25 protein-coding genes are annotated in these 26,699 nt (G+C 57.1%); 13 read left to right on the forward strand and 12 right to left on the reverse strand.

The annotated features are described in order from the left end of the window. Positions 1–34: 34 nt before the first annotated feature. Entirely contained in the window at positions 35–1,342 is a 1,308-nt protein-coding gene (hslU, locus tag MWU51_RS13895; RefSeq protein WP_247038056.1) for an ATP-dependent protease ATPase subunit HslU, read from the reverse strand. After that, positions 1,339–1,896 (reverse strand): ATP-dependent protease subunit HslV, encoded by a 558-nt coding sequence (gene hslV, locus MWU51_RS13900; protein ID WP_247038058.1) that lies wholly within the window; start codon positions 1,894–1,896, stop codon positions 1,339–1,341. The genes hslU and hslV overlap by 4 nt, the downstream gene beginning before the upstream one ends. A 97-nt stretch (positions 1,897–1,993) precedes the next feature. Here hslV and MWU51_RS13905 point away from each other — a divergent pair, with 97 nt between their 5' ends. After that, positions 1,994–2,914, forward strand: a complete 921-nt coding sequence (locus tag MWU51_RS13905) for a hypothetical protein (RefSeq protein ID WP_247038060.1) — start codon at positions 1,994–1,996, stop codon at positions 2,912–2,914. A gap of 3 nt (positions 2,915–2,917) precedes the next feature. On the opposite strand, the gene hemH is transcribed toward MWU51_RS13905, so the two are convergent. Together hemH and MWU51_RS13915 are read right to left on the reverse strand one after the other, a co-directional pair. Beyond that, the gene (hemH, locus tag MWU51_RS13910; protein WP_247038062.1) at positions 2,918–3,952 is read right to left on the reverse strand and encodes a ferrochelatase; all 1,035 of its coding nucleotides are present in this window, start codon (positions 3,950–3,952) and stop codon (positions 2,918–2,920) included. A gap of 51 nt (positions 3,953–4,003) precedes the next feature. Further along, positions 4,004–4,837, reverse strand: coding sequence for an SAM-dependent methyltransferase (locus tag MWU51_RS13915; RefSeq protein ID WP_247038064.1), 834 nt, complete (start codon positions 4,835–4,837; stop codon positions 4,004–4,006). A gap of 15 nt (positions 4,838–4,852) precedes the next feature. On the opposite strand from MWU51_RS13915, the gene MWU51_RS13920 reads away from it, so the two are divergent. Genes MWU51_RS13920 through MWU51_RS13940 form a run of 5 tightly spaced genes read left to right on the forward strand, consistent with a single transcriptional unit; the run spans position 4,853 to position 7,937 of the window. Beyond that, positions 4,853–5,584, forward strand: coding sequence for a ComF family protein (locus MWU51_RS13920; RefSeq protein WP_247038066.1), 732 nt, complete (start codon positions 4,853–4,855; stop codon positions 5,582–5,584). A gap of 48 nt (positions 5,585–5,632) precedes the next feature. Then, positions 5,633–5,890, forward strand: coding sequence for a glutaredoxin 3 (gene grxC / locus MWU51_RS13925; protein ID WP_247038068.1), 258 nt, complete (start codon positions 5,633–5,635; stop codon positions 5,888–5,890). A 3-nt stretch (positions 5,891–5,893) separates the two neighbouring features. After that, positions 5,894–6,712: a carbon-nitrogen hydrolase family protein gene (locus tag MWU51_RS13930; RefSeq protein ID WP_247038070.1), complete on the forward strand. Its 819-nt coding sequence runs from the start codon at positions 5,894–5,896 to the stop codon at positions 6,710–6,712. Continuing rightward, entirely contained in the window at positions 6,712–7,158 is a 447-nt protein-coding gene (locus MWU51_RS13935) for a MarR family transcriptional regulator (RefSeq protein ID WP_247038858.1), read from the forward strand. The genes MWU51_RS13930 and MWU51_RS13935 overlap by 1 nt, the downstream gene beginning before the upstream one ends. Beyond that, positions 7,155–7,937 carry a GNAT family N-acetyltransferase gene (locus MWU51_RS13940; RefSeq protein ID WP_247038072.1) on the forward strand — a complete coding sequence of 261 codons (783 nt, stop codon included), beginning with the start codon at positions 7,155–7,157 and terminating at the stop codon, positions 7,935–7,937. The genes MWU51_RS13935 and MWU51_RS13940 overlap by 4 nt, the downstream gene beginning before the upstream one ends. On the opposite strand, the gene ubiG is transcribed toward MWU51_RS13940, so the two are convergent. After that, positions 7,934–8,686 carry a bifunctional 2-polyprenyl-6-hydroxyphenol methylase/3-demethylubiquinol 3-O-methyltransferase UbiG gene (gene ubiG, locus MWU51_RS13945; protein ID WP_247038074.1) on the reverse strand — a complete coding sequence of 251 codons (753 nt, stop codon included), beginning with the start codon at positions 8,684–8,686 and terminating at the stop codon, positions 7,934–7,936. The two genes, MWU51_RS13940 and ubiG, sit on opposite strands and share 4 nt — an antisense overlap. A 56-nt stretch (positions 8,687–8,742) precedes the next feature. Between ubiG and pip the strand changes: the two genes are divergently transcribed. From pip to infB, 5 genes are all read left to right on the forward strand, one after another. Continuing rightward, positions 8,743–9,732, forward strand: a complete 990-nt coding sequence (pip, locus tag MWU51_RS13950) for a prolyl aminopeptidase (RefSeq protein ID WP_247038076.1) — start codon at positions 8,743–8,745, stop codon at positions 9,730–9,732. A gap of 133 nt (positions 9,733–9,865) precedes the next feature. After that, positions 9,866–10,450, forward strand: coding sequence for a ribosome maturation factor RimP (rimP, locus tag MWU51_RS13955; RefSeq protein WP_247038078.1), 585 nt, complete (start codon positions 9,866–9,868; stop codon positions 10,448–10,450). A 4-nt stretch (positions 10,451–10,454) separates the two neighbouring features. Then, on the forward strand, positions 10,455–12,062 hold the full coding sequence (gene nusA, locus MWU51_RS13960; RefSeq protein ID WP_247038080.1) for a transcription termination factor NusA: 1,608 nt from the start codon (positions 10,455–10,457) through the stop codon (positions 12,060–12,062). Between the two features lie 22 nt (positions 12,063–12,084). Beyond that, positions 12,085–12,723, forward strand: coding sequence for an RNA-binding protein (locus MWU51_RS13965; protein WP_247038082.1), 639 nt, complete (start codon positions 12,085–12,087; stop codon positions 12,721–12,723). After that, complete coding sequence (gene infB / locus MWU51_RS13970) at positions 12,720–15,221, forward strand: translation initiation factor IF-2 (RefSeq protein WP_247038084.1); 2,502 nt, start codon at positions 12,720–12,722, stop codon at positions 15,219–15,221. Before MWU51_RS13965 ends, infB begins: the two co-directional genes overlap by 4 nt. An 81-nt stretch (positions 15,222–15,302) precedes the next feature. Here the strand turns inward: infB and MWU51_RS13975 are convergent, their stop codons facing one another. The 4 genes from MWU51_RS13975 to MWU51_RS13990 form a co-directional block, all read right to left on the reverse strand. Beyond that, positions 15,303–15,446 (reverse strand): hypothetical protein, encoded by a 144-nt coding sequence (locus MWU51_RS13975; protein WP_247038086.1) that lies wholly within the window; start codon positions 15,444–15,446, stop codon positions 15,303–15,305. Positions 15,447–15,535: 89 nt separating this feature from the next. After that, a complete protein-coding gene (gene mutT, locus MWU51_RS13980) occupies positions 15,536–15,934 on the reverse strand; it encodes an 8-oxo-dGTP diphosphatase MutT (RefSeq protein WP_247038088.1) in 399 nt (132 codons plus the stop codon). Positions 15,935–15,953: 19 nt separating this feature from the next. Continuing rightward, on the reverse strand, positions 15,954–17,255 hold the full coding sequence (gene argJ, locus MWU51_RS13985; RefSeq protein WP_247038090.1) for a bifunctional glutamate N-acetyltransferase/amino-acid acetyltransferase ArgJ: 1,302 nt from the start codon (positions 17,253–17,255) through the stop codon (positions 15,954–15,956). A gap of 18 nt (positions 17,256–17,273) precedes the next feature. After that, entirely contained in the window at positions 17,274–18,170 is an 897-nt protein-coding gene (locus MWU51_RS13990; RefSeq protein ID WP_247038092.1) for a peptidylprolyl isomerase, read from the reverse strand. Between the two features lie 180 nt (positions 18,171–18,350). On the opposite strand from MWU51_RS13990, the gene secA reads away from it, so the two are divergent. After that, the gene (secA, locus tag MWU51_RS13995) at positions 18,351–21,023 is read left to right on the forward strand and encodes a preprotein translocase subunit SecA (RefSeq protein WP_247038094.1); all 2,673 of its coding nucleotides are present in this window, start codon (positions 18,351–18,353) and stop codon (positions 21,021–21,023) included. Between the two features lie 87 nt (positions 21,024–21,110). After that, on the forward strand, positions 21,111–22,670 hold the full coding sequence (locus MWU51_RS14000; RefSeq protein ID WP_247038096.1) for a phosphate ABC transporter substrate-binding/OmpA family protein: 1,560 nt from the start codon (positions 21,111–21,113) through the stop codon (positions 22,668–22,670). Positions 22,671–22,672: 2 nt separating this feature from the next. On the opposite strand, the gene radC is transcribed toward MWU51_RS14000, so the two are convergent. The 3 genes from radC to dnaK form a co-directional block, all read right to left on the reverse strand. Further along, entirely contained in the window at positions 22,673–23,446 is a 774-nt protein-coding gene (gene radC, locus MWU51_RS14005; RefSeq protein WP_247038098.1) for a DNA repair protein RadC, read from the reverse strand. Between the two features lie 52 nt (positions 23,447–23,498). Next, entirely contained in the window at positions 23,499–24,641 is a 1,143-nt protein-coding gene (dnaJ, locus tag MWU51_RS14010) for a molecular chaperone DnaJ (protein WP_247038100.1), read from the reverse strand. Between the two features lie 63 nt (positions 24,642–24,704). Next, positions 24,705–26,618 carry a molecular chaperone DnaK gene (gene dnaK, locus MWU51_RS14015; RefSeq protein WP_247038102.1) on the reverse strand — a complete coding sequence of 638 codons (1,914 nt, stop codon included), beginning with the start codon at positions 26,616–26,618 and terminating at the stop codon, positions 24,705–24,707. Positions 26,619–26,699: the final 81 nt, after the last annotated feature.

Raw genomic sequence — 26,699 nt, forward strand, 5'->3', positions numbered from 1 at the left:
TTGGATACCCGAGGATTTGATGTCTGCATAGACATCAAAGCATGTAGCGGCTCACATCTGTGGCGGTCATCAGCTCACCAAGGTTTTGATCCACGAAAGCCTTGTCGACCACGACCTTGTCGCCAGCGCGGTCCGGCGCGGTGAAGCTCAGTTCTTCGAACACACGTTCAAGCACGGTGTAAAGCCGCCGCGCACCAATGTTTTCGACACTTTGGTTCACCTCGGCCGCTATGCTGGCCAGTGCGGCAATGCCGTTCTCAGTGAACTCGACCGTCACCTCTTCGGTGTCCATAAGTGCCGTGTATTGTCGTGTCAGCGCATTGTCTGTTTCTGTCAGAATACGCACGAAATCTTCTTCCGTCAGCGCACGAAGCTCGACGCGAATAGGCAGGCGACCCTGAAGCTCGGGCAGCAAGTCCGAGGGCTTGGCGACATGAAATGCGCCAGAAGCAATGAACAGGATATGATCGGTTTTCACCGCGCCATGCTTGGTGGAAACAGTCGTGCCTTCGATCAGCGGCAGCAGATCGCGCTGCACACCCTCGCGGCTGACATCGGCTCCACGCGCGTCCGATTTCGCACAAACTTTGTCGATCTCGTCCAGAAAGACGATGCCATTTTGCTCTACTGATTCCAGCGCGGCGCGGGTAACGGTTTCATCGTCCAGCAACTTATCTGCCTCGTCCGAGATCAGAATGTCATAGCTGTCGCGAACGGTCATCTTCTTCTTCACGGTGCGCTGGCCGAACGCCTTTCCGAACATGTCGCCCAGATTCAGCATTCCCATGCCTTGTCCCGGCTGGCCGGGCACATCGAGCATTTGCATCGGGTTCGAACTGTCTGCAATCTCCAGTTCGACCTCGTGGTCGTCCAGCTCGCCTGAATGCAGCTTTTTGCGGAACATCTCGCGCGTGTTTTCGCGCGCGTCAGTGCCGGCAATGGCCTCGATTACCCGATCTTCGGCAGCAGCTTCGGCGCGGGCTTTCACGTCCTCGCGCATGTGTTCGCGGGTTTGCATGATCGCCGCGTCCACCAGATCACGCACGATCTGCTCAACATCGCGCCCGACATAGCCGACCTCGGTAAACTTCGTCGCTTCTACCTTGATGAAAGGTGCGCGGGCAAGCTTGGCCAGGCGGCGGCTGATTTCGGTCTTGCCGACTCCGGTGGGGCCGATCATCAGGATGTTCTTGGGGTAAACCTCGTCGCGCAGATCATCGGTCAATTGCCTGCGCCGCCAACGGTTGCGCAGCGCCACGGCGACCGCGCGCTTGGCGTCTTTTTGCCCGATGATATAGCGATCCAGCTCGCTGACGATTTCGCGGGGGGTCAGGTCGGTCATGCGCTGATCTCCTCAACTGTCAGGTTGCCGTTGGTGTAAACGCAGATGTCAGCGGCAATTGCCATCGCCTTGCGCGCCAGGGCTTCTGCATCCAGATCGGTTTCCATCAGACCCCGCGCCGCGGCTAGCGCAAAGTTGCCACCTGATCCGATCGCGGCCACGTCATGCTCCGGTTCCAGCACGTCGCCCGCGCCAGTGATCACAAGAAGCTCTTTGCCGTCTGTCACGATCAGCATGGCTTCGAGCTTTTGCAGATATTTGTCCGTGCGCCAGTCTTTCGCAAGCTCGACAGAGGCGCGGGCAAGCTGCCCCGGTGTCGCCTCAAGCTTCTTTTCCAAACGTTCCAGCAAAGTGAAGGCATCCGCGGTGGATCCGGCAAACCCCGCGACCACATCAAACCCGCCCGGTGACAATTTACGCACCTTGCGCGCCGTGCCTTTGATGACGGTCTGGCCAAGACTAACCTGTCCGTCGCCTGCTATTACCACTTTGCCACCCCTACGCACGCCAATGATCGTTGTGCCGTGCCAACCGGGAAAATCCGTTTCTGCCATGTTGCCTCCGTTAATCTTCACCCTATATGGACGCGGGTGGCAGGTCAGACAAGCACCCCGGCTTGTTCTTCTCCAGATCGGGGGCTAGCGTGCGAGCATGTCGGTTGCCAAAATCCTCCGTGTCTATCTTGATCCCGAGCCGCTGCAACGCGCCCGGAATGGTAAGTTTAACGTGGTCAATAAGATTGCAGTCGCGTTGGAGAACCGCGGGTTTCGGATCGAATACCGCAAGAATAGTGACTTGGAGCGTTTGGCATCCGCCGCCCGCAATGGCTATGCGCTGTTTCTGATGGACGATCCGCTGCACGCCAACGCATTGACCTTGCGGCGCAGCTATTTCTATCCGTTCTGGCGGATAGAGGCCACGGCCAAGCGTTGGGAGTTCGAGGTTGCAGAGAAGGATTTTGACCCCAACGTGATTAATCCCGATGTTGCCCGAGATTGGGCAGACAATTGGCGCAAGTGGTTGTTCAAGGGTGCCGCGTCACGAGTGACACGTGACGGTCCGATCTACATCCCGTTGCAAGGACGGCTGCTACAGCAGCGCAGTTTTCAGGCCGCCAGCCCGGTTGAGATGTTGACCCAGGTGGCGACCTGTTTTCCCGATACACCTATTCTTGCGACCCTTCACCCTGCCGAGGTTTACACCCAGGCCGAACACAAGGCGCTGAACGATCTTGTGTCGCGCTACCCGAGCATCATGCTCGCGACCGGGCAGATGAACGATGCCCTTGCCAGATGCCGTTTCGTGGTGACACAAAACTCATCCGCCGCATTGTTCGGGTTCTTCTTTGGAAAGCCTGCCGTGTTGTTCAGCCGGATCGATTTCCATCACGTTGCCGCCAATGTGCACCCGCTTGGCGTGCAAGGGGCGTTTGATGCGGTCCAAACCATGAGGCCGGACTTCGACCGCTATCTTTATTGGTTCACGATGCTGAACGCGATTAAGGCGGATGCCGAGGATTGCGAGGATCAGATCCTGCGCATCCTGCGAAAACGCGGTTGGCAGGTGGATTAGAGACTATTCCAACCACCCGGCCAGGTTTCGTTCCGCCACACCCATCAGCGCCGCGATATGTGCGTCGTCGTCGTTCAGGCAGGGGATGTAGGTGAAGCTCTCGCCCCCTGCCTCGACAAACGCTTCCTGGATTTCTTCCTGGATCTCCTCAAGCGTCTCGATGCAATCGGCCGAGAAGGCCGGGGCGATCACCGCGATGTTCTTCTTGCCGGCCTTGGCCAGCCGTGCGACCTCTTCCACCGTATAGGGCTTCAACCATTCTTCCGGCCCAAAGACCGATTGGAACGTTGTGGTGATGTCGTCATCATTCCAGCCCAGCCGCTCTTTCAGCAAGCGCGTGCTTTTCTGGCATTGGCAATGATACGGATCGCCCTGTTGCAGATAGCGTTCCGGCATTCCGTGATAGGATACGACCAGCAGATCGGGCTTCTTTTCCATCGCCGCATATCCGCGTTCTACTGACTGGGCCAGCGCGTCGATATAGGCGGGGTCGTCGAAATAGGGCGGGATCGTGCGGCTGGCGGGTTGCCATGTTTCGTCCATCAGGGCGCGGAAGAACTGGTCGTTCGCGGTGCCCATCGTGGCGCCCGCGTATTGTGGATACAGCGGGAAGAACAGGATGCGATCACAGCCCGCAGCCACCATATCCTGCACCTTCGACTTGGTCGATGGGTTGCCATAGCGCATACAGAAATCAGTGACTATTTCTGTGCCAAACCGCTTTTCTAACCCGGCGCGCAGCTTGATAATCTGTTGCTTGGTGATCGTCATCAGGGGGCTTTCGCCCTGTTCTTCGTTCCAGATCGACTTATACGCTTCGCCTGATGAAAAGGGGCGTTTGGTTAGAATGATTCCTTGCAAGATCGGCTGCCATTTCCACGCGGGATAGTCGATCACGCGCTTGTCTGACAGAAACTCATTCAGATAGCGGCGCATCGACCAATAATCATAACCATCTGGCGTGCCGAGGTTGGCAAACAGAACGCCGACCTTGCGGGCAGGCAGTGTGGGGTGGTCAGCTGGCTTCTTCATGATCATGTCTACGCTCCGTTTCTCACCTTGGATCAATCGCGGGCTGAGGAAGAGGTGTCAATCGGTCAATTTGGTCTCGTCCGTGCCCAACGCATCGGCCAGCCGCGCGGCGGCGGATCCGGGGCGTAGCGGTTTAGGCTGGCTGTCATCGGGCGCCCAGCCGGTCAGAAAGACCAGATCGAAGCTGGCGGACACACGTCCATCTTCTGCCCCGAAGTGTTGGGCATACCGATCATTGACTATGGTAAGGAAGCTTCGCGACAGCGGCTTTAGCAGTCTCTGATCCAGCGCATTTCGCTCTCCCATCAGGCGCAGATCGCGGATCAGGGCGGTGGCATCGGGATATGTGACTTGGCGCAGATCGCTATCGGCCACAGGCAGCGCGAAGCCTGCACGTTGCAGCAATGCGCCAAGATCGCGAATTTCACCCATCGGCAGGATACGGGGGGACAGGCCGCCCGTCATTTCGATCTCGACTTCGGCCAGCACGGCGCGCAGTTCGGCCAGGGTCTGGCCGCCAAACAGCACGCCAAGGAACAGCCCATCTGGCACCAGCGCGCGTTTGGCCTGAATCAATTGCCCGACCGGATCATTTGCCCAATGCAGCGAAAGACCGTGGATCACCAGATCATGTGCGCCGACTTCAAGGTCGATCGTATCGTTATCTTCTACTACTTTGGCCTCGGGGAAGGCACGTCCCCAGGTTTCCGGAAAACCTGTCACGACAGCGGGTTTGGTAAACGTTCTGTTAACCTCTGTCAGGCGATCCTTAACCTCATCCGCCGCGAGGTTTTGCAAAAACAACCCGTCCAGCGTGGCGCGACTGCGATTGCGGGCAAGCTGAGCAGGATCGGTCAATCGGGGCGGAGAATTGGGATCGGTCTGTATCATGGGCGCGGACCATAGATGGAAGGTTGGAAAATGCAATCGGCGCTTGGCGTTCTGTATCCTCCGCAATGCGTCAGTTGCGATGCACCCACGGACGCTAATTTTGCGCTCTGCGGTCAATGCTGGCGCGAGACTCCGTTTGTTGAAGGTCTGGTCTGTGATCTCTGTGGCGATCCCCTGCCTGGTGAGGATGACGGAACGCCAGCCCATTGCGACGCGTGTCTCGCTGCAAACCGGCCTTGGCAACAGGGTCGGGCCGCGATGGTCTATGATGGTAACGCGCGGCGATTGGTTCTGGCCTTGAAGCACGGCGATCGGCCTGAACTTGCCCGTGCCGCTGCCCCTTGGCTGGTCCGTTCTGCGATCCCTTTAACCTGTCCCGACACCCTGATCGTGCCGATGCCGATCCATTGGACGCGGCTGTTGCGACGGCGATACAATCAATCAGCCGAGCTTGCTCGGTTTCTGGCGCGGGCTTTAAATATCAAGCACATCCCTGATGCGCTTCAGCGGACAAAGCGGACACGCCCTCATGACGGAATGGATATCGACGCACGGTTCGCCAACATGCAGGGGGCAATCGGTCCGCACCCAAAGCGGGGTGGCTCACTTGCTGGGCGAAAGGTGCTTTTGTTGGATGATGTCATGACGTCGGGGGCCAGTTTTGATGCCGCCACGCGCGCCTGTTTTGCAGCGGGCGCGGATCACGTAAATGTGCTTACCCTTGCCCGCGTGACACGGGGCGCATAGGTTTCGGACGTTCTGGCCGCCCTGGCCTGTCATGATACGGAGCCACCCATGCAGTCTGTCACCATTTATACCTCGCAACTTTGCGGATATTGCCACGCGGCTAAGCGTCTTTTGAACAGTAAAGACGTGTCATTTGACGAGATTGACGTGATGATGAACCCGGACAAGCGGCAAGAGATGATGCAGCGGGCAAATGGCCGGCACACGGTGCCACAGGTCTTCGTCGGAGACACACATGTGGGCGGATATGACGATCTGGCAGCGTTGGAGCGTCAGGGTAAACTTGACCCTTTGCTGGCGGGTTAGTGCATGAAGACAGCTCTTATCCAGTTCACAGCAGGCGAGGATCCGGACACGAACCTGACGACGGTGCGCCGCATGGTTCGTGACTCCGTCGAGGCTGGAGCCGAGTTTGTTTTGACGCCAGAGGTCAGCAATATCTTGTCCACCAGCCGCAAATACCAGGCACAAGTTTTGCACAAAGAGGCGGATGATCCGTTTCTGAACACGATGCGGGATGATGCCGCCGCGCTGGGCATATGGCTTCTGATCGGGTCGCTCGCACTGAAAACCGGCGATGCTGACGGTTGCTTTGCCAACCGGTCGTTCCTGATCACGCCTGAGGGCAAGATCGCCGCGCGATATGATAAGATCCACATGTTCGATGTCGAAATTGACGCGACCGAATCCTATCGCGAAAGCGCTGCCTTTCGCCCCGGCGCGCGTGCGGTTTTGGCAGACACGCCTTTTGGCAAGATCGGGTTGTCCATCTGCTACGATATGCGCTTTCCACATCTGTTTCGCAGGCTCGCCAAAGCAGGCGCGACCATCATCACCGCGCCTGCCGCGTTTTCGCCTGTCACCGGCAAGGCGCATTGGGAAAGTCTGCTGCGGGCCCGCGCGATTGAAAATGGTGTGTTCATTCTGGCCCCAGCGCAATGCGGACAAAACGGGCCGAAGCGTGCGACGCATGGGCATTCTTTGATTGTTTCGCCCTGGGGCGAGGTTCTGGCCGATGGCGGGAATGAGCCTGGCATCACAATGGTTGATCTTGACCTTGAGGACGTGGGAAGGTCGCGCCGACGCGTGCCGTCGCTTGACCATGATCGTGAATTTGAGGGCCCATGATGTCAGAAAGCTCGGTTGATACCCTTTCGGTCGCCCTGTTCAGTGAAATGTTCATGGCCGACCAACTGGCGCGCAACCGCCTGTCAAAGGCGCTGCCCAAGGGGATGGAGCTGAGCCATTTCTCTGTGCTGAACCATCTAGCGCGGCTGAACGAAGAAAAAAGCCCGGCACAGTTGGCAAAGGCTTTTCATGTGACGCGTGGTGCAATGACCAACACGCTGAACAAGCTGGAATGGGCAGGGCATGTGCATATCCGTCCGGACTGGGACGATGCGCGGCGCAAATTCGTGACGATCTCGCCCTCGGGCCGCGCCGCGCGGGATGCGGCGCTTCATGCGATTACACCGATCATCGGCAACATGGTCACGAAGATTGGCACAGACAGGGTGCGCAATGCCTTGCCGGTCCTGCGCGAGATGCGCCAGTTGCTCAGTGATATCGAATGAAGTCGCTTGAGTTTGCCACCGACCTTTTGGTTCAGGCGGGTCAAACCAATGTAGCGCACTATGATGATCGTATCGTGCAGACCACCCCGGATGAGCCGAATTTCTGGTTTGGCAATCGTGTGATCTTCTGCGAACCGCCAACAGATGCAAACGCGTTGATCGAGCAGTTCTCTGCGGATGTTCCTTCTGCTCATCATATTTGTATTGGGTGGGATATCCCAAACCTGCCGCGTGACAGTGTTGCAAAGGTGTTCGACGGATCAGGGCTGCGCATCGAACAATCTGACACTTTGGCTTTATGCGGTGATCTGAACCGGGCGCAAACCCCTGATGGTCTGACAATACGCCCGCTGACCAGCGCCAAAGACTGGGCACAGAGCGCGGCGATTTCAAAGGTCGATCTGATCAAGGACGGCGCACCCGTGCGCGGCATGGACAACTATCTTCGCCAGAAAACCCTTTCTCGCCGAACGCAAATCTCCAATGGTCTTGGGCAGTGGTTCGGTGCATTCGACGATGATCGGCTGGTCGGGGATATGGGGATCTTTCACGATGACAAACTAATCCGCTATCAATCGGTCCAGACGCATGAAAACTATCGGCGGCGCGGGGTATGTTCGGCGCTGTTGTGTGCCAGTCTGGATTGGGCTAGGGCGCGCGCGTCGAAGGCACTGCCTGTCATTGTCGCCCATTCAGACAGTGATGCTGGGCGGCTGTATCGCCGCGCGGGGTTTGAATTGGCTGAAACGACGATGAGCGTTTATCGACCGCCGCATTAAGCCTTTGGCTTCACGCTTGCCATCGCATAGTTGACCGTCAGGTCGCGGTCCGAGATTGACCAGCTCCACCCTAGCGGGTTGAACACCATTCCTTTGCGGTCAACCTCGGTCAGTCCCGCCTTGGCGATCAGATCAGCCAGTTCATCCGGGGTGATGAATTTCGACCATTCATGCGTGCCCTTGGGCAGCCAGCGCATGACATGTTCTGCCCCCACGATGGCAACCATAAAGCTTTTTGGATTGCGATTGATTGTCGATGCGATCATCAATCCGCCCGGTTTCAGCAGCTTCCGGCAGGCAGTCAAATAGGCCAGCGGGTCGGCCACATGTTCGACCACTTCCATATTCAGAATCACGTCAAACTGCTCGCCTGCATCGGCCAGCGCCTCGGCGGTGGTGTGGCGATAATCTATGTCCAGCCCCATCTGTTCGGCGTGAACCTGAGCAACCGGAATATTACCCGCAGCCGCGTCTGCGCCGACAACTTCGGCCCCCAAGCGGGCCATTGGTTCAGACAGCAGCCCCCCGCCGCAGCCGATATCCAGAATTCGCAGGCCCTTGAAGGGCTTAATCTCGACCAAATCGCGACCAAATTCGGCAGCAATCTGGTTCGTGATGTAATCCAGACGCACCGGGTTCATCATGTGCAATGGCTTGAACTTGCCGGTCGGATCCCACCATTCGGCAGCCATGGCTTCGAATTTGGCAACTTCGGCGGGGTCAACGGTGGTTTGGGTGTCAGCACTCATCAAGGGCGACTTTCTTTCTGTTGGCGGGCGCGGCCGTGTCAATATATAGATGACATATGGACAAGGCCGCAGGAAAAAACAACGCCACGCCCCGGCTACACCCCCCGATCGACCCGTTTGATCGGCGTATGCTGGATGTGGGTGATGGGCACCGGATCTATGTCGAACAAAGCGGCAATCCGCACGGCATCCCCGTCGTTGTGTTTCATGGCGGGCCGGGGGGTGGATCGTCGCCTGCGATGCGGCGGTTTTTCAACCCAGAGGATTATCGTATCATCCTGTTTGATCAGCGCGGCTGTGGTCGTTCGCGCCCCCATGCCAGCATCGAGGCTAACACCACATGGCATCTTGTTCAGGATATCGAACATATCCGACTGACCCTTGGTATTGATCGCTGGGTCGTGTTCGGTGGTTCTTGGGGCGCAACGCTGGCGTTGATCTATGCGCAATCGCACCCATCCCGCGTGGCGTGGCTGGTGTTGCGCGGTGTGTTCATGGCAACGCAGGCCGAACTGACGTGGTTCTATGGTGGCGGCGCTGGGCGGTTTTGGCCCGAATTGTGGGAACGCTTCGAAAGTCTGATTCCCGAAGACGAGAGACACGACATGATCGCTGCCTATAACCGGCGTCTGTTTTCGGGTAAGTCGGGAGAAGAGGCGCGGTATGCCAAGGCTTGGACCGGCTGGGAAAACGCGCTGGCGTCGATCAACAACACCGGCACGATGATCGACAGCCCAGCGGACTACGCCCGCGCCTTCGCCCGGCTGGAAAACCACTATTTCACCCACGGCGCGTTTCTTGAGGCGGATGGCCAGATATTACGAGATTTGCCCAAGATCGCGCATATTCCCGGCACCATAGTGCAGGGTCGGCATGACATGATTTGCCCGCCGACCACCGCCTGGCAGCTTCATCAGCGCTGGCCGTCCTCGGACCTTCGTATGATCCATATGGCAGGCCATGCGCTGTCCGAGCGCGGCATCGCAGATGAATTGGTCCGCACGATGGAGAAACTGGCCCGACAGCGCGATACATTGGGGGCGTAGCAGACTCAGCTTGCATCCCGCCTATAACTGACCTATATCCCCTTTCAACAGCGGCGCTTCGGCCTCCACCCCCGAAGTTCCACCGGAAATTCCGACGGGCCCGCTGGCCCGTTTTTTTGTTTTGGAGATGCGTGTGAGCAACCTTGTTGCCAAAGCAGCCATAGACCGGCGTCTTGCCGAGATCGTCCAGCCCGTGATCGAAGGGATGGGATTTGAACTTGTGCGCCTGCGTCTGATGGGCGGCAAGACACCCACTTTGCAGATTATGGCTGAACGGCCCGATGGCGGGATCGAAGTCGATGAATGTGCCGATATTTCCACTGCCGTCAGCGCGTTGCTGGATGTCGAAGACCCGATTGAGGATAACTATACACTCGAAGTCGGCTCGCCCGGTATTGATCGCCCCCTTACCCGCCTGAAAGATTTTGCGGATTGGAGCGGTTATATTGCCAAGATCGAAACATCCGAACTGATCGACGGCCGCAAGCGCTTCAAGGGCGAATTGGCGGGTGTTGACGGCAATGACGTGCTGATCGAGATTGAGAATAAAGGTGAAACAGTCACCATTGGGCTTGATTTTGATTGGCTGTCAGAGGCCAAGCTGGTCTTGACAGATGACCTTATTCGCAAAGTTCTGAACCAGCGCAAAGACATGGGTCAGATCGACGAAACGCAATTTGACGAAATTCAAGAAATAACCGGTTCCGAGGAGGACTGAACCCATGGCAATTACTTCTGCAAACCAGTTGGAGCTGCTCCAGACCGCCGAGGCCGTCGCGCGTGAAAAGATGATCGACCCGGCGCTGGTCATCGAAGCGATGGAAGAAAGCCTCGCGCGTGCCGCCAAGTCGCGTTACGGCGCCGAAATGGATATCCGGGTGGCCATCGACCGCAAGACGGGCCGCGCCACCTTCACCCGCGTGCGCACCGTTGTTGAAGACGAAGATCTTGAGAACTATCAAGCCGAATTCACCGTCGATCAGGCCAAACAGTACATGGACGATCCCAAGGTCGGTGACACATTCGTTGAAGAAGTGCCGCCGGTTGAAATGGGCCGGATTGCTGCTCAGTCCGCCAAGCAGGTGATCTTGCAGAAGGTTCGCGAAGCCGAGCGTGATCGCCAGTATGAAGAGTTCAAGGACCGCGCAGGCACCATCATCAACGGTCAGGTCAAACGCGAAGAATATGGCAACGTCATCGTCGACGTGGGCACAGGCGAAGCCATCCTGCGCCGGAACGAGAAGATCGGCCGTGAAGCCTATCGCCCGAATGATCGCATCCGCTGCTACATCAAGGATGTGCGCCGCGAAGCCCGTGGCCCGCAGATTTTCCTCAGCCGCACCGCGCCGGAATTCATGGCCGAGCTATTCAAGATGGAAGTGCCTGAAATCTATGATGGCATCATCGAGATCAAGGCAGTCGCGCGTGACCCCGGTTCGCGTGCCAAAATTGCCGTGATTTCCTATGACGGTTCGATTGATCCTGTGGGTGCCTGCGTCGGTATGCGCGGTTCGCGCGTACAGGCCGTTGTTAACGAGCTTCAGGGCGAAAAGATCGACATCATTCCGTGGAACGAAGACCAGCCGACATTCCTTGTGAACGCGCTTCAGCCTGCTGAGGTTTCAAAAGTTGTTCTGGACGAAGAGGCGGGCAAGATCGAAGTTGTTGTGCCGGACGAGCAATTGTCGCTGGCCATTGGTCGCCGCGGTCAGAACGTGCGTTTGGCCTCGCAGTTGACGGGTCTGGACATCGACATCATGACCGAGGCCGAAGAATCCGAGCGTCGTCAGGCCGAATTCGCCGAGCGCACCAAGCTGTTCATGGACACGCTGGATCTGGATGAATTCTTCGCACAGCTTCTTGTTTCTGAAGGGTTTGCAAACCTGGAAGAGGTTGCTTATGTGGAAGTTGACGAACTGTTGGTGATCGACGGTGTCGATGACGCCACTGCGGAAGAGCTTCAGGCCCGCGCCCGTGACTATCTGGAAGCACAGAATGCCAAGGCGCTGGAGAACGCCCGCGCATTGGGTGTTGAAGACAGCCTGATCGCTTTTGAAGGTTTGACACCTCAGATGGTCGAAGCCTTGGCCGAGGATGGCGTGAAGTCTTTGGAAGATTTCGCGACCTGTGCGGACTGGGAATTGGCTGGTGGTTGGACGACTGTCGATGGCGAGCGGTCCAAAGACGATGGCTCGCTTGAAAAATTCGGCGTCACGCTGGAGCAGGCACAAGATATGGTGATGACCGCCCGCATCCTTTTGGGTTGGGTGGATCCAGCTGATCTTGAGACCGATGAAGCGGAAGAAGAAACCGAGGAGGCTGAGGCCTGATCTCAGGTCTCAGAGGCGGCGCATGACGCGCGGTGGTCAAAACAAACGGCCGGAGGAGCCGGAACGGCGCTGTATCGCGACCGGAGAAACCCAGCCAAAAGCCGGGATGATCCGATTTGTCGTGGGGCCAGACGGGTCGGTTGTGCCGGATCTTCTGGGCAAGCTGCCCGGACGAGGAATCTGGGTGTCTGCAGACCGCGCCGCACTGACGAAGGCCGCAACCAAGGGGCTGTTTTCCCGCGCGGCGAAACAGCAGGTGACGGTACCCAGTGATTTGCTGCCGATGCTTGAGAAGGGTCTGGCGGCACGCGTGGTCCACCTGATCAGCCTTGCGCGTAAAGCAGGGGGTGCGGTCGCTGGGTTTGAGAAGGTGAAAGACTGGCTGGTTAAAGAACAGGCAGCGGTCTTGATCCAGGCGTCGGATGGTTCCGAGCGGGGCAAATCAAAGCTTCGCCCACCGCCCGGCTACGACCGGTTCTTTACCTGCCTGACGGCGGATGAGCTGGGAATGGCCTTCGGGCGTGAAAATGTGATACATGGCGCGCTTGCGTCTGGTGGTTTGGCATCCCGTGTTGTAGAGGAAGCCAAGAAACTACAAGCGATGCGCGTGCAAGATAGCGACGGTGGCAACGGTCACCGGAAAGGTACGAAGACCAGATGAGCGATAATGACGGCAAAAAGACCCTTGGACTGCGCGGCGGTGGACGCCCCGGTCAGGTGAAGCAAAGCTTTAGCCACGGGCGGACGAAGAACGTCGTGGTCGAAACGAAACGCAAGCGCGTTGTCGTACCCAAGCCGGGTGCGGCATCGGGTTCTGGTGCGACCTCTCCTGCGGCGGGCGATCCGAAGAAACGCCCCGCCGGCATTTCGGATGCTGAGCTGGAGCGTCGCATGAAAGCATTGCAGGCCGCCAAGGCCCGCGAAACAGAAGAAGCAGAAACTCGCGCTGCTGAAGAAAAAGCGCGTGAGGAAGAGCGCAATCGCCGCCGCGAAGAGGCTGAAGCCAAAGAACGCGAAGAGCGTGAGCGCGAAGAAGCTCTGAAAGCAAAGGCTGAAGAGGAAGAACGCAAGAAGCGCGATGCCGAGGAAGCCAAGAAGACCGCAAAACAGCCTGCGCCTGCCGCAGATCCTGCCGCCGCCCAAGCCGCCGAACAGCGTGGCGCCGGGAAAGCACCGTCAGGTCCGCGTAAGAAAGATGACCGTGGTGCAGCCGCAGATCGTCAGAACCGCAACACCAAGGGTGCCGCACGTGACGATGGTCGCCGTTCTGGCAAGCTGACGCTGAACCAAGCCCTGCGTGGCGGTGGTGATCGCCACCGCTCGGTCGCCTCGATGCGCCGCAAGCAGGAGCGCGCGCGTCAAAAGGCAATGGGTGAACAGGTTGATCGGGAAAAGGTCATTCGTGATGTTCAATTGCCCGAAGCCATCGTCGTGTCCGAGCTTGCCGTCCGCATGGCCGAACGTGTCGCGGATGTCGTTAAGTCGCTGATGAACATGGGCATGATGGTCACACAGAATCAATCGATTGACGCGGATACCGCCGAACTGATCATCGAAGAGTTTGGCCACAAGGTCGTGCGCGTGTCGGATGCAGATGTTGAAGACGTGATTGATCAGGTCGAGGACAAGGAAGAAGACCTTGTTGATCGCCCGCCGGTCATCACCATCATGGGTCACGTTGACCACGGTAAGACTTCGCTTCTGGATGCGATCCGGAACGCCAAGGTGACAGCCGGCGAAGCCGGTGGGATCACCCAGCATATCGGGGCCTATCAGGTCAAAACCGATAGCGGCGCGGTGCTGTCTTTCCTGGATACGCCCGGCCACGCTGCCTTTACGTCGATGCGTGCCCGTGGGGCACAGGTTACCGATATCGTAGTGCTGGTTGTGGCTGCCGATGATGCGGTCATGCCGCAGACCATCGAAGCGATAAACCACGCCAAGGCTGCCGAAGTGCCGATGATTGTGGCAATCAACAAGTGTGACAAACCCGCTGCCAATCCTGATCAGGTGCGCACAGAGCTTTTGCAACACGAAGTGATCGTTGAGAAGATGTCAGGCGACGTTCAAGACGTCGAAGTGTCGGCCATCACCGGGCAAGGTCTGGATGAACTGCTGGAAGCCATCGCGCTTCAGGCTGAAATCCTTGAACTGAAGGCCAACCCGAACCGCGCCGCTTCTGGTGCCGTGATCGAAGCACAGCTTGACGTGGGCCGTGGCCCAGTTGCTACCGTACTGGTGCAGAACGGTACGCTGAAGCAGGGCGATATCTTCGTCGTGGGCGAGCAATACGGTAAAGTTCGTGCATTGGTAAACGATCAGGGTGACCGCGTTACCGAAGCCGGGCCGTCTGTTCCGGTCGAAGTGCTTGGCCTGAACGGCACGCCCGAAGCAGGTGACGTTCTGAACGTCGTGGACACCGAAGCGCAGGCTCGCGAAATCGCTGAATATCGCGAACAGGCCGCCAAGGACAAGCGCGCCGCAGCAGGTGCCGCGACCACGCTGGAACAGATGATGGCAAAAGCTAAGGCCGACGAAGACGTCGCCGAGCTGCCCATTCTGGTCAAAGCCGATGTTCAAGGCTCTGCCGAAGCCATCGTTCAGGCGATGGAGAAGATCGGCAACGAAGAAGTGCGCGTGCGCGTCCTGCACTATGGTGTGGGCGCGATCACGGAATCCGATATCGGCCTGGCAGAAGCATCGGGTGCTCCGGTAATCGGCTTTAATGTCCGTGCGAACGCATCGGCGCGTAATTCGGCCAACCAGAAGGGTGTCGAAATCCGCTATTATTCGATCATCTACGATCTTGTGGATGACGTGAAAGCAGCGGCGTCGGGTCTTTTGTCCGCCGAGGTGCGAGAGAACTTCATCGGCTATGCCGAGATTCGCGAAGTGTTCAAAGTGTCTGGCGTCGGCAAAGTTGCCGGTTGTCTGGTCACCGAAGGTGTTGCGCGTCGTTCTGCTGGTGTGCGTTTGCTGCGTGACAACGTGGTGATCCACGAAGGTACGCTGAAAACACTGAAGCGCTTCAAGGACGAAGTGAAAGAAGTGCAGTCAGGTCAGGAGTGCGGGATGGCGTTTGAAAACTATGACGATATCCGCCCGAATGATGTGATCGAGATCTTCGAACGGGAAGAAGTCGAGCGCACGCTGGACTAGCACCCACCAGTACCAGAATGTAACAAAGGGGACGGTTTGCCGTCCCCTTTTCGTTTGCCAACAAGCAAATTTATTGGTGGATCAAGCGGCCGCCTTGCGCTGCTCGACCGGGCGACCGGAAAACAGACGGTCTTCCACCTGAACGACGATACGTCCATCTGAAAGGTCGCGCACATACTGACCCTGAACCATTACACAACTTCCAAGCACAATCGTCCGCAGCATCTGAATTCTCCCAATTCACAGGCATAGATTCGACGCAACCATAGCAGGTATTTCGCAGTTGGACACATTTTCGTTATAAACTGCGCGGTTTATAGCCAGTCCCGCAAAACAGGGATCAGAGGCAGATCGGCTGGTGGCATCGGATAATCACGTAATTGGTTAACACGCGCCCAGCTAAGGGATTGACCTTCCTGCGGTTTTGGCTGGCCATCCCACTTGCGACAGGCAAAGACGGGCATCAATAGATGGAAGTCTTCATAGCTGTGGCTAGCGAAGGTCAAAGGCGCAAGGCATGACGCCCAGGTGTTGATATCAAGCTCTTCTTTCAGCTCGCGGATCAGCGCATGTTCGGGTGTTTCGCCGGGTTCGACCTTGCCGCCGGGAAATTCCCACAGACCTGCCATGGATTTTCCCTCAGGTCGCTGAGCCAGCAAAACCCGCCCATCACGGTCGATCAGCGCAACGGCTGAGACAAGAACAACCTTCATTCTGCGCCCCTGCTTCGCTTTATGACCGATAGTCGGCGTTGATCTGGATGTAGCCATGCGTCAAATCGCATGTCCAGACAGACGATGCGCCGTCACCAACACCCAAATCGACGGTGATAACAAGATCGTCTCGCTTCATATAGTCCGCGCCATCCTCTTCGCGGTATTGCGGCGAGACCCAGCCTTTTTCCGCGACCAGAACGTCGCCAAACCGGATCGCCAATTTGTCTCGTTCGGCATAGGCGCCGGATTTTCCGATTGCCATGACCACCCTGCCCCAATTGGGATCTTCGCCTGCGATCGCTGTCTTCACCAAAGGAGAATTGGCAATCGCAAGGGCATGAGTGCGGGCGTCTGAATCGGATTTCGCACCCGTAACGCGCACTTCTACAAACTTGGTTGCGCCTTCACCGTCGCGCACCACCTGATGTGCCAGATCCAGCATCACGCCATGCAGGGCAGATCGAAAAGCCTGATTGTCTTTCGCGACTTCGATATCTGAGGCACCCGTCGCCGCCAGCAAAAGCGAGTCGGACGTAGACGTATCGCTGTCGACCGTGATGCAGTTGAATGTTGTTTCCGTCAGGTCTGACAGCATAGATTGCAAATCATCCTGAGCCACCTTGGCGTCGGTAAAGATAAACACCAGCATCGTTGCCATGTCTGGTGCGATCATGCCCGAACCTTTGGCAATACCGGCTATGTGAACGGTCTGATCACCGATCTTGACCTCGGCCTTGGCGCCTTTGGCGAAAGTGTCTGTGGTGCGGATGGCTTGTGCGGCCAATTCCAACCCATCGGGCACTAGCGTGCCTTTCAATTCGTCAATCCGTGCCAGGATGCGATCATGCGGCAGCGGCACGCCAATAACACCTGTTGAGGCGGTATAGACCCTGTTTTTTGGCACAGACAGCGCCTTGGCAACTTCGCTCGTGATGGCGTTAACCGAACCGTCACCTGCGGCACCCGTAAACGCATTCGAATTACCGGCATTGACCAAAATGGCGGCACCGTCGGCGGCATCCGACCCGAGTTTGGATTGGCAGTCCAAAACAGGGGCTGACCGGGTGACCGATTTGGTAAAAACACCTGCGATGGTGGTGCCGGGTTGCAATTCGGCCAGCATGACATCCAGTCGATCCGCGTATTTCACCCCCGCTTTGACTGCCGAAAACCTTGCACCCGCAACCACGGGCAGATCCGGGAAGGATTTCGGCGCCAACGGCGCGACGGAGTGGGTATGTGTCTGAGCCGCCTTTAACTGCGCTTTAAGCGTCTTCAGCTTGGCCTTCAGTTTCTTGATCTTTGCAGTCTTTCCCATACCCGCATCCTTTGTGGATTATTGGTCCAAAAGCGTCATATCACGCAATTTTGCCGGGTCGATCCCCTCAAGCGCAATGCGGTCAATTTTCGCAGCATCCAGAAGCGCCTTAAGGGCAGTTTCGACAGCGTCGTTTTCAACTTTGATGGTCAGTTCGCTGCGTACATCGTCCAGCGTCGGCGCGCCTTTCATACGGATTTCGTTCAGCTTGATTACATGCCAGCCAAACTGGGTCTGAACGGGGTCCGAGATGGCACCGGCTTCCATTCCCATCACCGCATCTTCGAAAGGTTTGACCATCATACCGGCACTAAACCAGCCTAAATCGCCACCACCGGGGCCAGATGGGCCCGTGGAGTGTTCTTTCGCCAGTTCAGCGAAATCCGCACCGCCGCTCAGTTCTTCGATTAGTTCTTTCGCCTTGTCTTCGGTCTCGACAAGGATGTGTGCTGCGCTGAATTCCTGCGTCGGCTCTGCGTCCGCATATTCTGCGTCATAGGCGGCTTGCAGCGCTTCGTCAGTAACGGCGCTTTCCATCACCTCTTCCACTTTGTCATTGGCAGCCATTTCACGACGCTGGTTTTCCAGGCGAATTTCCGCACGGTGGCTGAGTTCTCCCATCGCCTGCCCCAAAACCGCCTGTTGGATCAGTTGCTCGACAATGCCCGGCAGAAGAACATCATCCGGCAGTTGCTGAAACTGTTCCGGAAGGCTGGCCCGTGCAGCGACCAGATGTGCCATTGTGATGTCTTCGCCGTTGACGGTCGCGACCACGGTATCACCTGTCACGTCAATCATTTCGACCGCTGGCTTTTCAGTTTGCGCCTCGGTTGTACTGGTATCTTGGGCGCTCAGCGGAAATGCCAGACCAACAGACAAGGCGGTGGTCAGAAAAAGAGCGTTGCGTTTCAACATGTTTTTATCCTTAAAGCGGGCCGGTTTCCCCGGCAACATTGACAGTTTTACACCCGACGCTTACATCGCTTGAAGGCTTGAGAGCGCTGGTTCTTGAGCCCCTAGATAGGGGGCTGGACAGGGACGGGCAAGTTCCCTCTGGTCACACCAGCGTCAGAACCGCATTGAGGCAAGAATAACATGCTTGGAAAAATCGCGCGTAAGGTCTTTGGCACTCCCAATGACCGAATGATCAAAGCGACCCGCCCGATCGTCGAAAAAATCAACGCGCTTGAGGATGAGTATGCCGCCCTGACGGATGAGGGCATCATCACCAAGACTGAAGAACTCAAAAAACGCATCGCGGACGGTGAGAAGCTGGACGCGATCCTGCCTGAAGCCTTCGCCAACTGTCGCGAGGCTGCGAAACGTGCGCTGGGCCTGCGTGCGTTTGACACACAGCTGATCGGCGGCATCTTCCTGCACCGCGGCAACATTGCCGAAATGAAAACCGGTGAAGGTAAAACACTGGTTGCGACCTTCCCCGCCTATCTGAATGCACTGTCGGGTGAGGGCGTGCATATCGTCACGGTAAACGATTATCTGGCCAAACGTGACGCAGAATGGATGAGTAAGGTCTATGGCGCGCTGGGGCTGACCACCGGTGTCGTCTATCCGCATCAGCCGGATGACGAGAAACGCGCGGCTTACGCCTGCGATGTGACCTATGCGACCAACAATGAGCTTGGATTCGATTATCTGCGCGACAATATGAAATCCGAGCTAAAAGACATGTATCAGCGTGGCCATAACTTCGCGATTGTGGACGAGGTCGATTCGATCCTGATCGACGAAGCGCGAACCCCTCTGATTATTTCCGGCCCGTCGGAAGATCGATCAGAACTATATGTCACTATCGACAAACTGATTCCCGAACTGACCGAAGAACATTACACGATTGACGAAAAGAACCGTGGCGCCACTTTTTCCGAAGAAGGCAACGAGTTTCTCGAAGAAATCCTGCATGCCCATGGCTTGCTGCCGGAAGGCCAATCGCTTTACGACCCAGAAAGCACCACCATTGTTCACCACGTCAACCAAGGCTTGCGCGCGCACAAACTGTTTCAGCGCGACAAAGACTATATCGTTCGCGATGGCGAGGTTGTGCTGATCGACGAATTTACCGGACGCATGATGGCGGGTCGCCGCCTGTCCGAAGGTCTGCACCAGGCCATTGAAGCCAAGGAAGGCTGCAAGACGCAGCCTGAGAATGTGACACTGGCCTCGGTGACGTTCCAGAACTATTTCCGTTTGTATAATAAGCTATCCGGTATGACCGGCACAGCGCTGACCGAAGCCGACGAGTTCGACGAAATCTATAAGCTGGGCGTGGTCGAAATTCCGACCAACCGGCCCATCGCACGTGTGGACGATCACGATGCGGTCTACCGCACAACAGCCGAGAAATATGCCGCTGTTGTCGAAGAAATTCGTACGGCTAATGAGAAAGGCCAGCCCATGCTGGTCGGCACCACCTCGATTGAAAAATCGGAGGAGCTGTCCAAGCTTCTGACCGAAGCTGGCATCAAGCATGACGTCCTGAACGCGCGCCAGCACGAGCGCGAAGCGCAGATTGTGGCTGATGCGGGTAAATTGGGGTCTGTGACCATCGCCACGAACATGGCCGGGCGTGGGACCGACATCAAACTTGGTGGCAACGTCGAATTCAAAGTGATGGAGGCCATTGCCGCCGATCCCGACGGCAACCCCGATGAAATCCGCGCCAAGATTGAAGCCGCCCACGAGGCGGATGAGCAAGCTGTTAAAGACGCCGGCGGTCTGTTCGTTCTGGCTACCGAACGGCATGAAAGCCGCCGGATCGACAATCAGCTGCGCGGCCGGTCCGGTCGTCAGGGTGACCCCGGTCGGTCGTCCTTCTTCCTGTCATTGGAAGATGACTTGATGCGCATTTTCGGATCCGAACGGCTGGAAAAAGTGCTGTCCACTCTTGGAATGAAAGAAGGCGAGGCGATCATTCACCCATGGGTGAACAAATCGCTGGAGCGCGCGCAGGCCAAGGTCGAAGGCCGCAACTTCGATATTCGTAAGCAGCTTCTGAAATTCGATGACGTGATGAATGATCAGCGGAAAGCGATCTTTGGTCAGCGTCTGGAAATCATGGAAGCCGAAGACCTGTCCGAGATCGTAGGCGATATGCGTCATCAGGTCATCGACGATCTGGTCGATGTTCACATGCCGCCGAAATCTTATGCCGATCAATGGGATACCGCAGGCTTGCAGGCGGCCGTGATCGAGAATCTGGGCTTCGAAGCCCCGGTGATCGACTGGGCCGCAGAAGAAGGCGTGGACGACGACAGCATTCGCGAACGGCTTTATAACGCTTCGGATGAGTTCATGGCGAAAAAGGCCGCAGATTTCGGGCCGGAGACCATGCGCTCGATCGAGAAGCAGTTGGTGTTGCAAACCATTGACAGCAAATGGCGCGAGCATCTTCTGACGCTGGATCACCTGCGCTCGGTTGTTGGGTTCCGTGGATATGCTCAACGCGACCCGTTGAACGAATACAAGAACGAAGCGTTCCAACTGTTTGAGAGTATGCTTGATAGCCTGCGCTCTGATGTGACCAATAAACTTGCTCAGATTCGCCCGATGTCCGAAGCCGAGCAGCAAGCGATGATGCAGCAAATGATCCAACAACAGCAGGCACTGGCGCAGGCTGCAGACAATGCGCAGGATGCCAAGGACGGGTTTGATGAATCCAATCCGGCCAGTTGGGGCAACCCGTCGCGCAACGATCCCTGCCCTTGCGGATCGGGCAAGAAGTTCAAACATTGTCACGGTCGGCTGGCCTGATCGGACACGCTGACAATATCAGTGGTTGAAATCCGACGCGCCAATCCGGATGATTGCGCAAGGGGGTTGCACGGGTTGGGGGGCGCCATGAACATTTTGCGCGCGGTCATCGCGATGGCAATTGTGATGCTGGCAACCGGCCATGCAGCTTTGGCTGACGACGTGACGCTGACCTCACGCGATGGCGCGATCGAGCTGACGGGCACTCTTCTGACCTTCGACGGCGAGTTTTACCGCGTAGATACCGAATTCGGTATTCTGACGGTCGATAGCTCTGGCGTCACCTGCGAAGGGCCCGGGTGTCCCAGCCTTGGCCCGTTTGTGGCTGAGCTGACCATCTCGGGCGCGTACACGATGGGTGAAGTGCTGTTCCCGGCCCTGGTTGAAGGCTTCGCGCTGCGTGAAGGCTATGCGCTTAAACGCGAAGAGGTGTTGGGTGTCGGCACACTTTATACGTTGTATGATGGGGCATCTGGGCAGGAACAGGCACGCATAACGATCAAGCTGACCACAAGCGCGGAGGGGTTTGCCGACCTTTTGGGGCAGCAAGCCGACATGGTTCTGTCGATGCGACAAGCGTCTACCCGCGAACGCAGCATGGCGCGCGAGGCCGGGCTTGGCGATCTAAAAATCGCACGGCAAAGTCGGGTGATCGCGTTGGATGCGCTGGTGCCGGTGGTGTCGCCGGGCAATCCGGTGACCAAGCTGTCGATCGCGCAACTGGCCGCGATCTACGCCGGCAAGATCAGGAATTGGAGCGAGCTTGGTGGCGAAGATGCCCCTATCACACCCTATCTGATGGACATCGAAGAAGGTTTTGGTCCCGCCTTCATGCAGCAGGTCATCGCCGCAAGCGGTGTTAGCCTGTCGGACCGCGTGCGTTTCCATCCATCGACCAAGGCGTTGAACGATGCCATCGCACGCGATCCGTTTGGCATCGCAATCACGTCCTTCATGCGCCCCGGCAATGGCGAGGTGGTTCAACTGTCTGGCACCTGTGGCTTTCGTGTGCAGGCATCGGCCCGGTCAATCAAGTCGGAAGATTATCCACTGACCATGCCAATGTACCTGTATCTTCCAGAAAGGCGTCTACCACTTCTGGCGCGCGAGTTCCTTTCCTATCTTCGTACGGACAGTGCACAGTTCGTGACTCGCCGGGCCGGGTTTGTCGATCAGGCGCTGACACGTATTCCAATACAGCATCAGGGGGATCGTATGGCCAATGCCATCTCAGCGGCGGGGGACGAAGTGGCATTGGATGAGCTGAAGCGCATGGTGAACATATTTGACGGCAAAGATCGCATGTCGATCAGTTTCCGGTTTGAAGGGGGTTCAACCCGGTTGGATGCGCCCTCCCGCTCCAACGTTGCGTTGCTGGCCAAGGCCTTGGAAAGTGGTCGTTTTGACGGGCATCAGATGGTGTTTGTCGGATTCTCTGATGGACAGGGCGCAGCGGAACAAAACCTTGATCTGGCCCTTAAACGCGCCACGGCCGTGCGTAAGCAGGTCTTGACGCAGCTAGAGGCTTTCGACGACACCCGCGTTGATCTTCAGGTCGATGCGTTTGGTGAAGCGATGCCCATGGCCTGTGACGACAGCGCATGGGGGCGCAGCGTCAATCGCCGGGTCGAAATCTGGGTCGACTGATCTTAAAGATATCCCGACCCGCGAAAGCTGAGCTCTGTCGATTTTCCGATGATCAGATGGTCATGCAGTGTCAGACCAAGCGCGGTTGCCGCGTCGTTCACCTGCTGGGTCATTTGAATATCGCTATCAGATGGCGTGGGATCGCCCGAAGGGTGATTGTGCACAAGGATGATTGCCGATGCATTCAGTTCCAGCGCCCTCTTAACAACCTCGCGCGGATAAACCGGCACGTGATCCACGGTGCCCTGCCCCTGTGCCTCGTCCGCGATCAGAACGTTTTTACGATCAAGAAACAGAACCCGAAACTGTTCGGTGTCACGATGGGCCATGGTTGTGTGGCAATAATCCAGCACCGCGTCCCAAGATGAAATCACATGCCGCTGAATGACACGACTGCGTGCCATGCGTTGGGCGGCGGCTTCGACGATCTTTAATTCGGTGATCACTGCATCACCAATCCCCGGTATATCGCGCAGGCGCTGCACGGGGGCGGTCACCACGCGGTTGAAATCGCCGAATGTGTCCAGCAAGCAGCGTGCCAGCGGCTTCACATCCCGTCGCGGAATGGCGCGGAACAGCACAAGTTCCAGCATTTCATAATCCGGCATGGCCTGCGCCCCGCCGGCCATAAACCGGTCGCGCAGGCGTTTGCGGTGATCCTTGATGTAAGATGGCAGCTTGCCGTCCTTCACCGCCACTGGAAGCACCGGCGCTTCGTCTGTGTCAAACAGCGCCTGGGGCATTTCATCGAATTGGAATTGTCTGCTCTCGGTCATGAGAGCAGACTGCACCAAAAGTGGTGAATGAAAGGTTAACAGCCTTTAGTTGCTAGCCCTTCATGCTGTCCCAGAAACTCTTCACTTTGGTAAAGAAAGACGAGCTTTCCGGGTTGTTCTCTTCCGACAGTTTTTCGAAATCGCGCAACAGCTCTTTTTGCTTCGTGGTCAGGTTCACCGGTGTTTCCACCGCAAGCTCGATATACATATCGCCACGCGGTCCGCCTCGTAGGCCCGGCATACCTTTCGACCGCAGACGCATCTGCCGCCCCGACTGACTACCCGCCGGGATTTTCACACGCGACCGGCCGCCGTCGATGGTCGGCACTTCGATGTCACCGCCCAGCGCCGCAGAGGCCATTGAAACAGGCACACGGCAGTGAAGGTGCGGGCCTTCGCGGTCGAAAATTGGATGCTCGGCCACCTCGATGAAGATATACAAATCACCCGTCGGTCCACCGCGCAGTCCGGCCTCGCCTTCGCCAGACAGGCGGATGCGCGTGCCGGTTTCAACACCTGCCGGAATGTTCACGGACAGCGAGCGTTCTTTATGCTTTCGACCCGCGCCACCGCAGCTTTTGCAGGGATTCTGGATCTTCTGGCCAGTGCCCTGACAGTTCGGACAGGTGCGCTCAACGGTAAAGAAGCCTTGCTGTGCACGCACCTTGCCCATGCCAGAGCAGGTCGGACATACAGTCGGTTCAGCCCCGGCCTCGGCACCGGTGCCACTGCATTCGTCACAAGAAACCGAGGTCGGCACATTGATCGTTTTCTGAAGACCAGCAAACGCCTCTTCCAGAGTTACACGCAGATTATAGCGCAGGTCAGACCCACGCTGCGCACGTGCACCGCCGCCGCGTCCACCACCCATGAAATCGCCGAACAAGTCGTCGAACACATCGGAAAACGCGCTGGCGAAATCGCCGTTGCCGCCGGGATGTCCGCCACCGGGACGACCGCCCATACCACCGTCGAAGGCGGCATGACCAAACCGGTCATAGGCGGCTTTCTTATCGGCGTCCTTCAGAACGTCGTAAGCCTCGTTCGCTTCTTTGAACTGGGCTTCGGCGTCGGGGTTGTCCGAATTGCGATCGGGGTGAAGCTCTTTCGCCTTCTTGCGATAAGCCTTCTTCAGATCTTCCGCAGACGCGCCCTTCGACACTCCGAGAACTTCATAATAATCACGCTTTGACATGGAAGTCTCCCTTTGGGAGGGGGCAGGGCCGCAAGGGCAGCCCCGCCCGTTACCTATTCAGACTTAACGCTTGTTTTCGTCGTCAAGGTCTTCGAAGTCGGCGTCGACAATGTCGTCATCCACCGCCGAAGGGCCATCGGCGTCTTCGGATTCTTCGCCAGCCGCTTCTTCCTGCTGCGACTTGTAGATCGCTTCACCCAGCTTCATGGCCGCTTCGGTGACGTTCTGGATGCCCGACTTGATCTTGTCGGCATTGTCTTCTTCCATCACGTCCTTCAGGGCGGCAATGGCCAGCTCGATCGCTTCGATCGTGGTCGGGTCGACCTTGTCGTTATGCTCTTCCATCGCCTTTTCGGTCGAATGGATCAGGCTTTCGGCCTGGTTCTTGGCTTCGACAAGCTCTTTGCGCTCTTTATCAGCCTCGGCATTGGCTTCGGCGTCTTTCACCATGTTCTCGATGTCCTCATCCGAGAGGCCACCCGAGGCTTGAATGGTGATTTTCTGCTCTTTGCCGGTGCCCTTGTCCTTGGCGCCCACTTCAACGATGCCGTTGGCGTCGATGTCGAAGGTCACCTCGATCTGCGGCATACCGCGCGGTGCGGGCGGGATGTCTTCCAGGTTGAATTGGCCCAAGATCTTGTTGTCAGCAGCCATTTCACGCTCACCCTGGAACACGCGCAAGGTCACGGCGTTCTGGTTGTCTTCCGCGGTTGAGAAGATCTGCGACTTCTTGGTCGGGATCGTCGTGTTGCGGTCGATCAGGCGGGTAAACACACCACCCAGCGTTTCGATGCCCAGCGACAGAGGCGTTACGTCCAGAAGAACAACGTCTTTCACGTCACCTTGCAGAACACCTGCTTGAATGGCGGCACCCATGGCCACAACTTCGTCAGGGTTCACACCCTTGTGGGGTTCCTTGCCGAAGAATTTGGACACTTCTTCGATGACTTTCGGCATACGGGTCATACCACCGACCAGAACCACCTCGTCGATGTCGTCTTTCGACAGGCCAGCGTCTTTCAACGCAGCTTGGCAAGGCTTCATCGAGCGTTTGATAAGATCCGATACAAGGCTTTCCAACTTGGCGCGGGTCAGCTTCATAACCATGTGCAACGGCGCACCATCCGACCCCATAGAGATGAAGGGTTGGTTGATTTCCGTCTGCGACGAGCTGGACAGCTCGATCTTGGCTTTCTCGGCGGCTTCTTTCAGGCGTTGCAGGGCCATCTTGTCTTTCGACAGATCAACCTGATTTTCCTTTTTGAACTCATCGACCAGATACTGGACGATGCGCATGTCGAAGTCTTCACCACCAAGGAATGTGTCGCCGTTGGTCGATTTCACTTCGAACAGGCCGTCGTCAATTTCCAGAATGGTCACGTCGAATGTACCGCCGCCAAGGTCGTAGACCGCGATGGTGTGTGTTTCAGACTTGTCCAGACCGTATGCCAGTGCGGCAGCCGTTGGCTCGTTGATGATGCGCAGCACTTCAAGGCCAGCAATCTTGCCGGCGTCCTTTGTGGCCTGACGCTGAGCGTCGTTGAAATAGGCAGGAACGGTGATGACGGCCTGCGTCACTTCTTCACCCAGATAGCTTTCCGCCGTCTCTTTCATCTTACCCAGAATAAAGGCCGAGATCTGCGAGGGCGAATATTTTTGCCCGGCAGCTTCAACCCATGCGTCACCGTTGCCGCCATCGACAATGGCGTAGGGGACCAGCTTTTTATCTTTCTCGACAGCCGGGTCCTGCATGTTACGGCCAATCAGGCGCTTCACAGCAAAAACCGTGTTGTCGGGGTTGGTCACAGCTTGACGTTTTGCCGACTGACCAACAAGGCGTTCGTCGTCCTTAAAGGCGACGATCGAAGGCGTTGTGCGTGCGCCCTCTGCGTTTTCGATGACCCGCGGTTGCGAGCCGTCCATGATGGCAACACAAGAGTTGGTGGTGCCGAGGTCGATACCGATGACTTTAGCCATGCTCAAAATCCTCTCTTAGGCGATGTTGTGGGAGCCGACCTTGCAAAGCATCGGCCCCTGATCCCAGATTTCTGACCGAAT

Origin of the sequence: Aliiroseovarius sp. F47248L, from assembly GCF_023016085.1 — a bacterium.
Lineage (GTDB): Bacteria > Pseudomonadota > Alphaproteobacteria > Rhodobacterales > Rhodobacteraceae > Aliiroseovarius.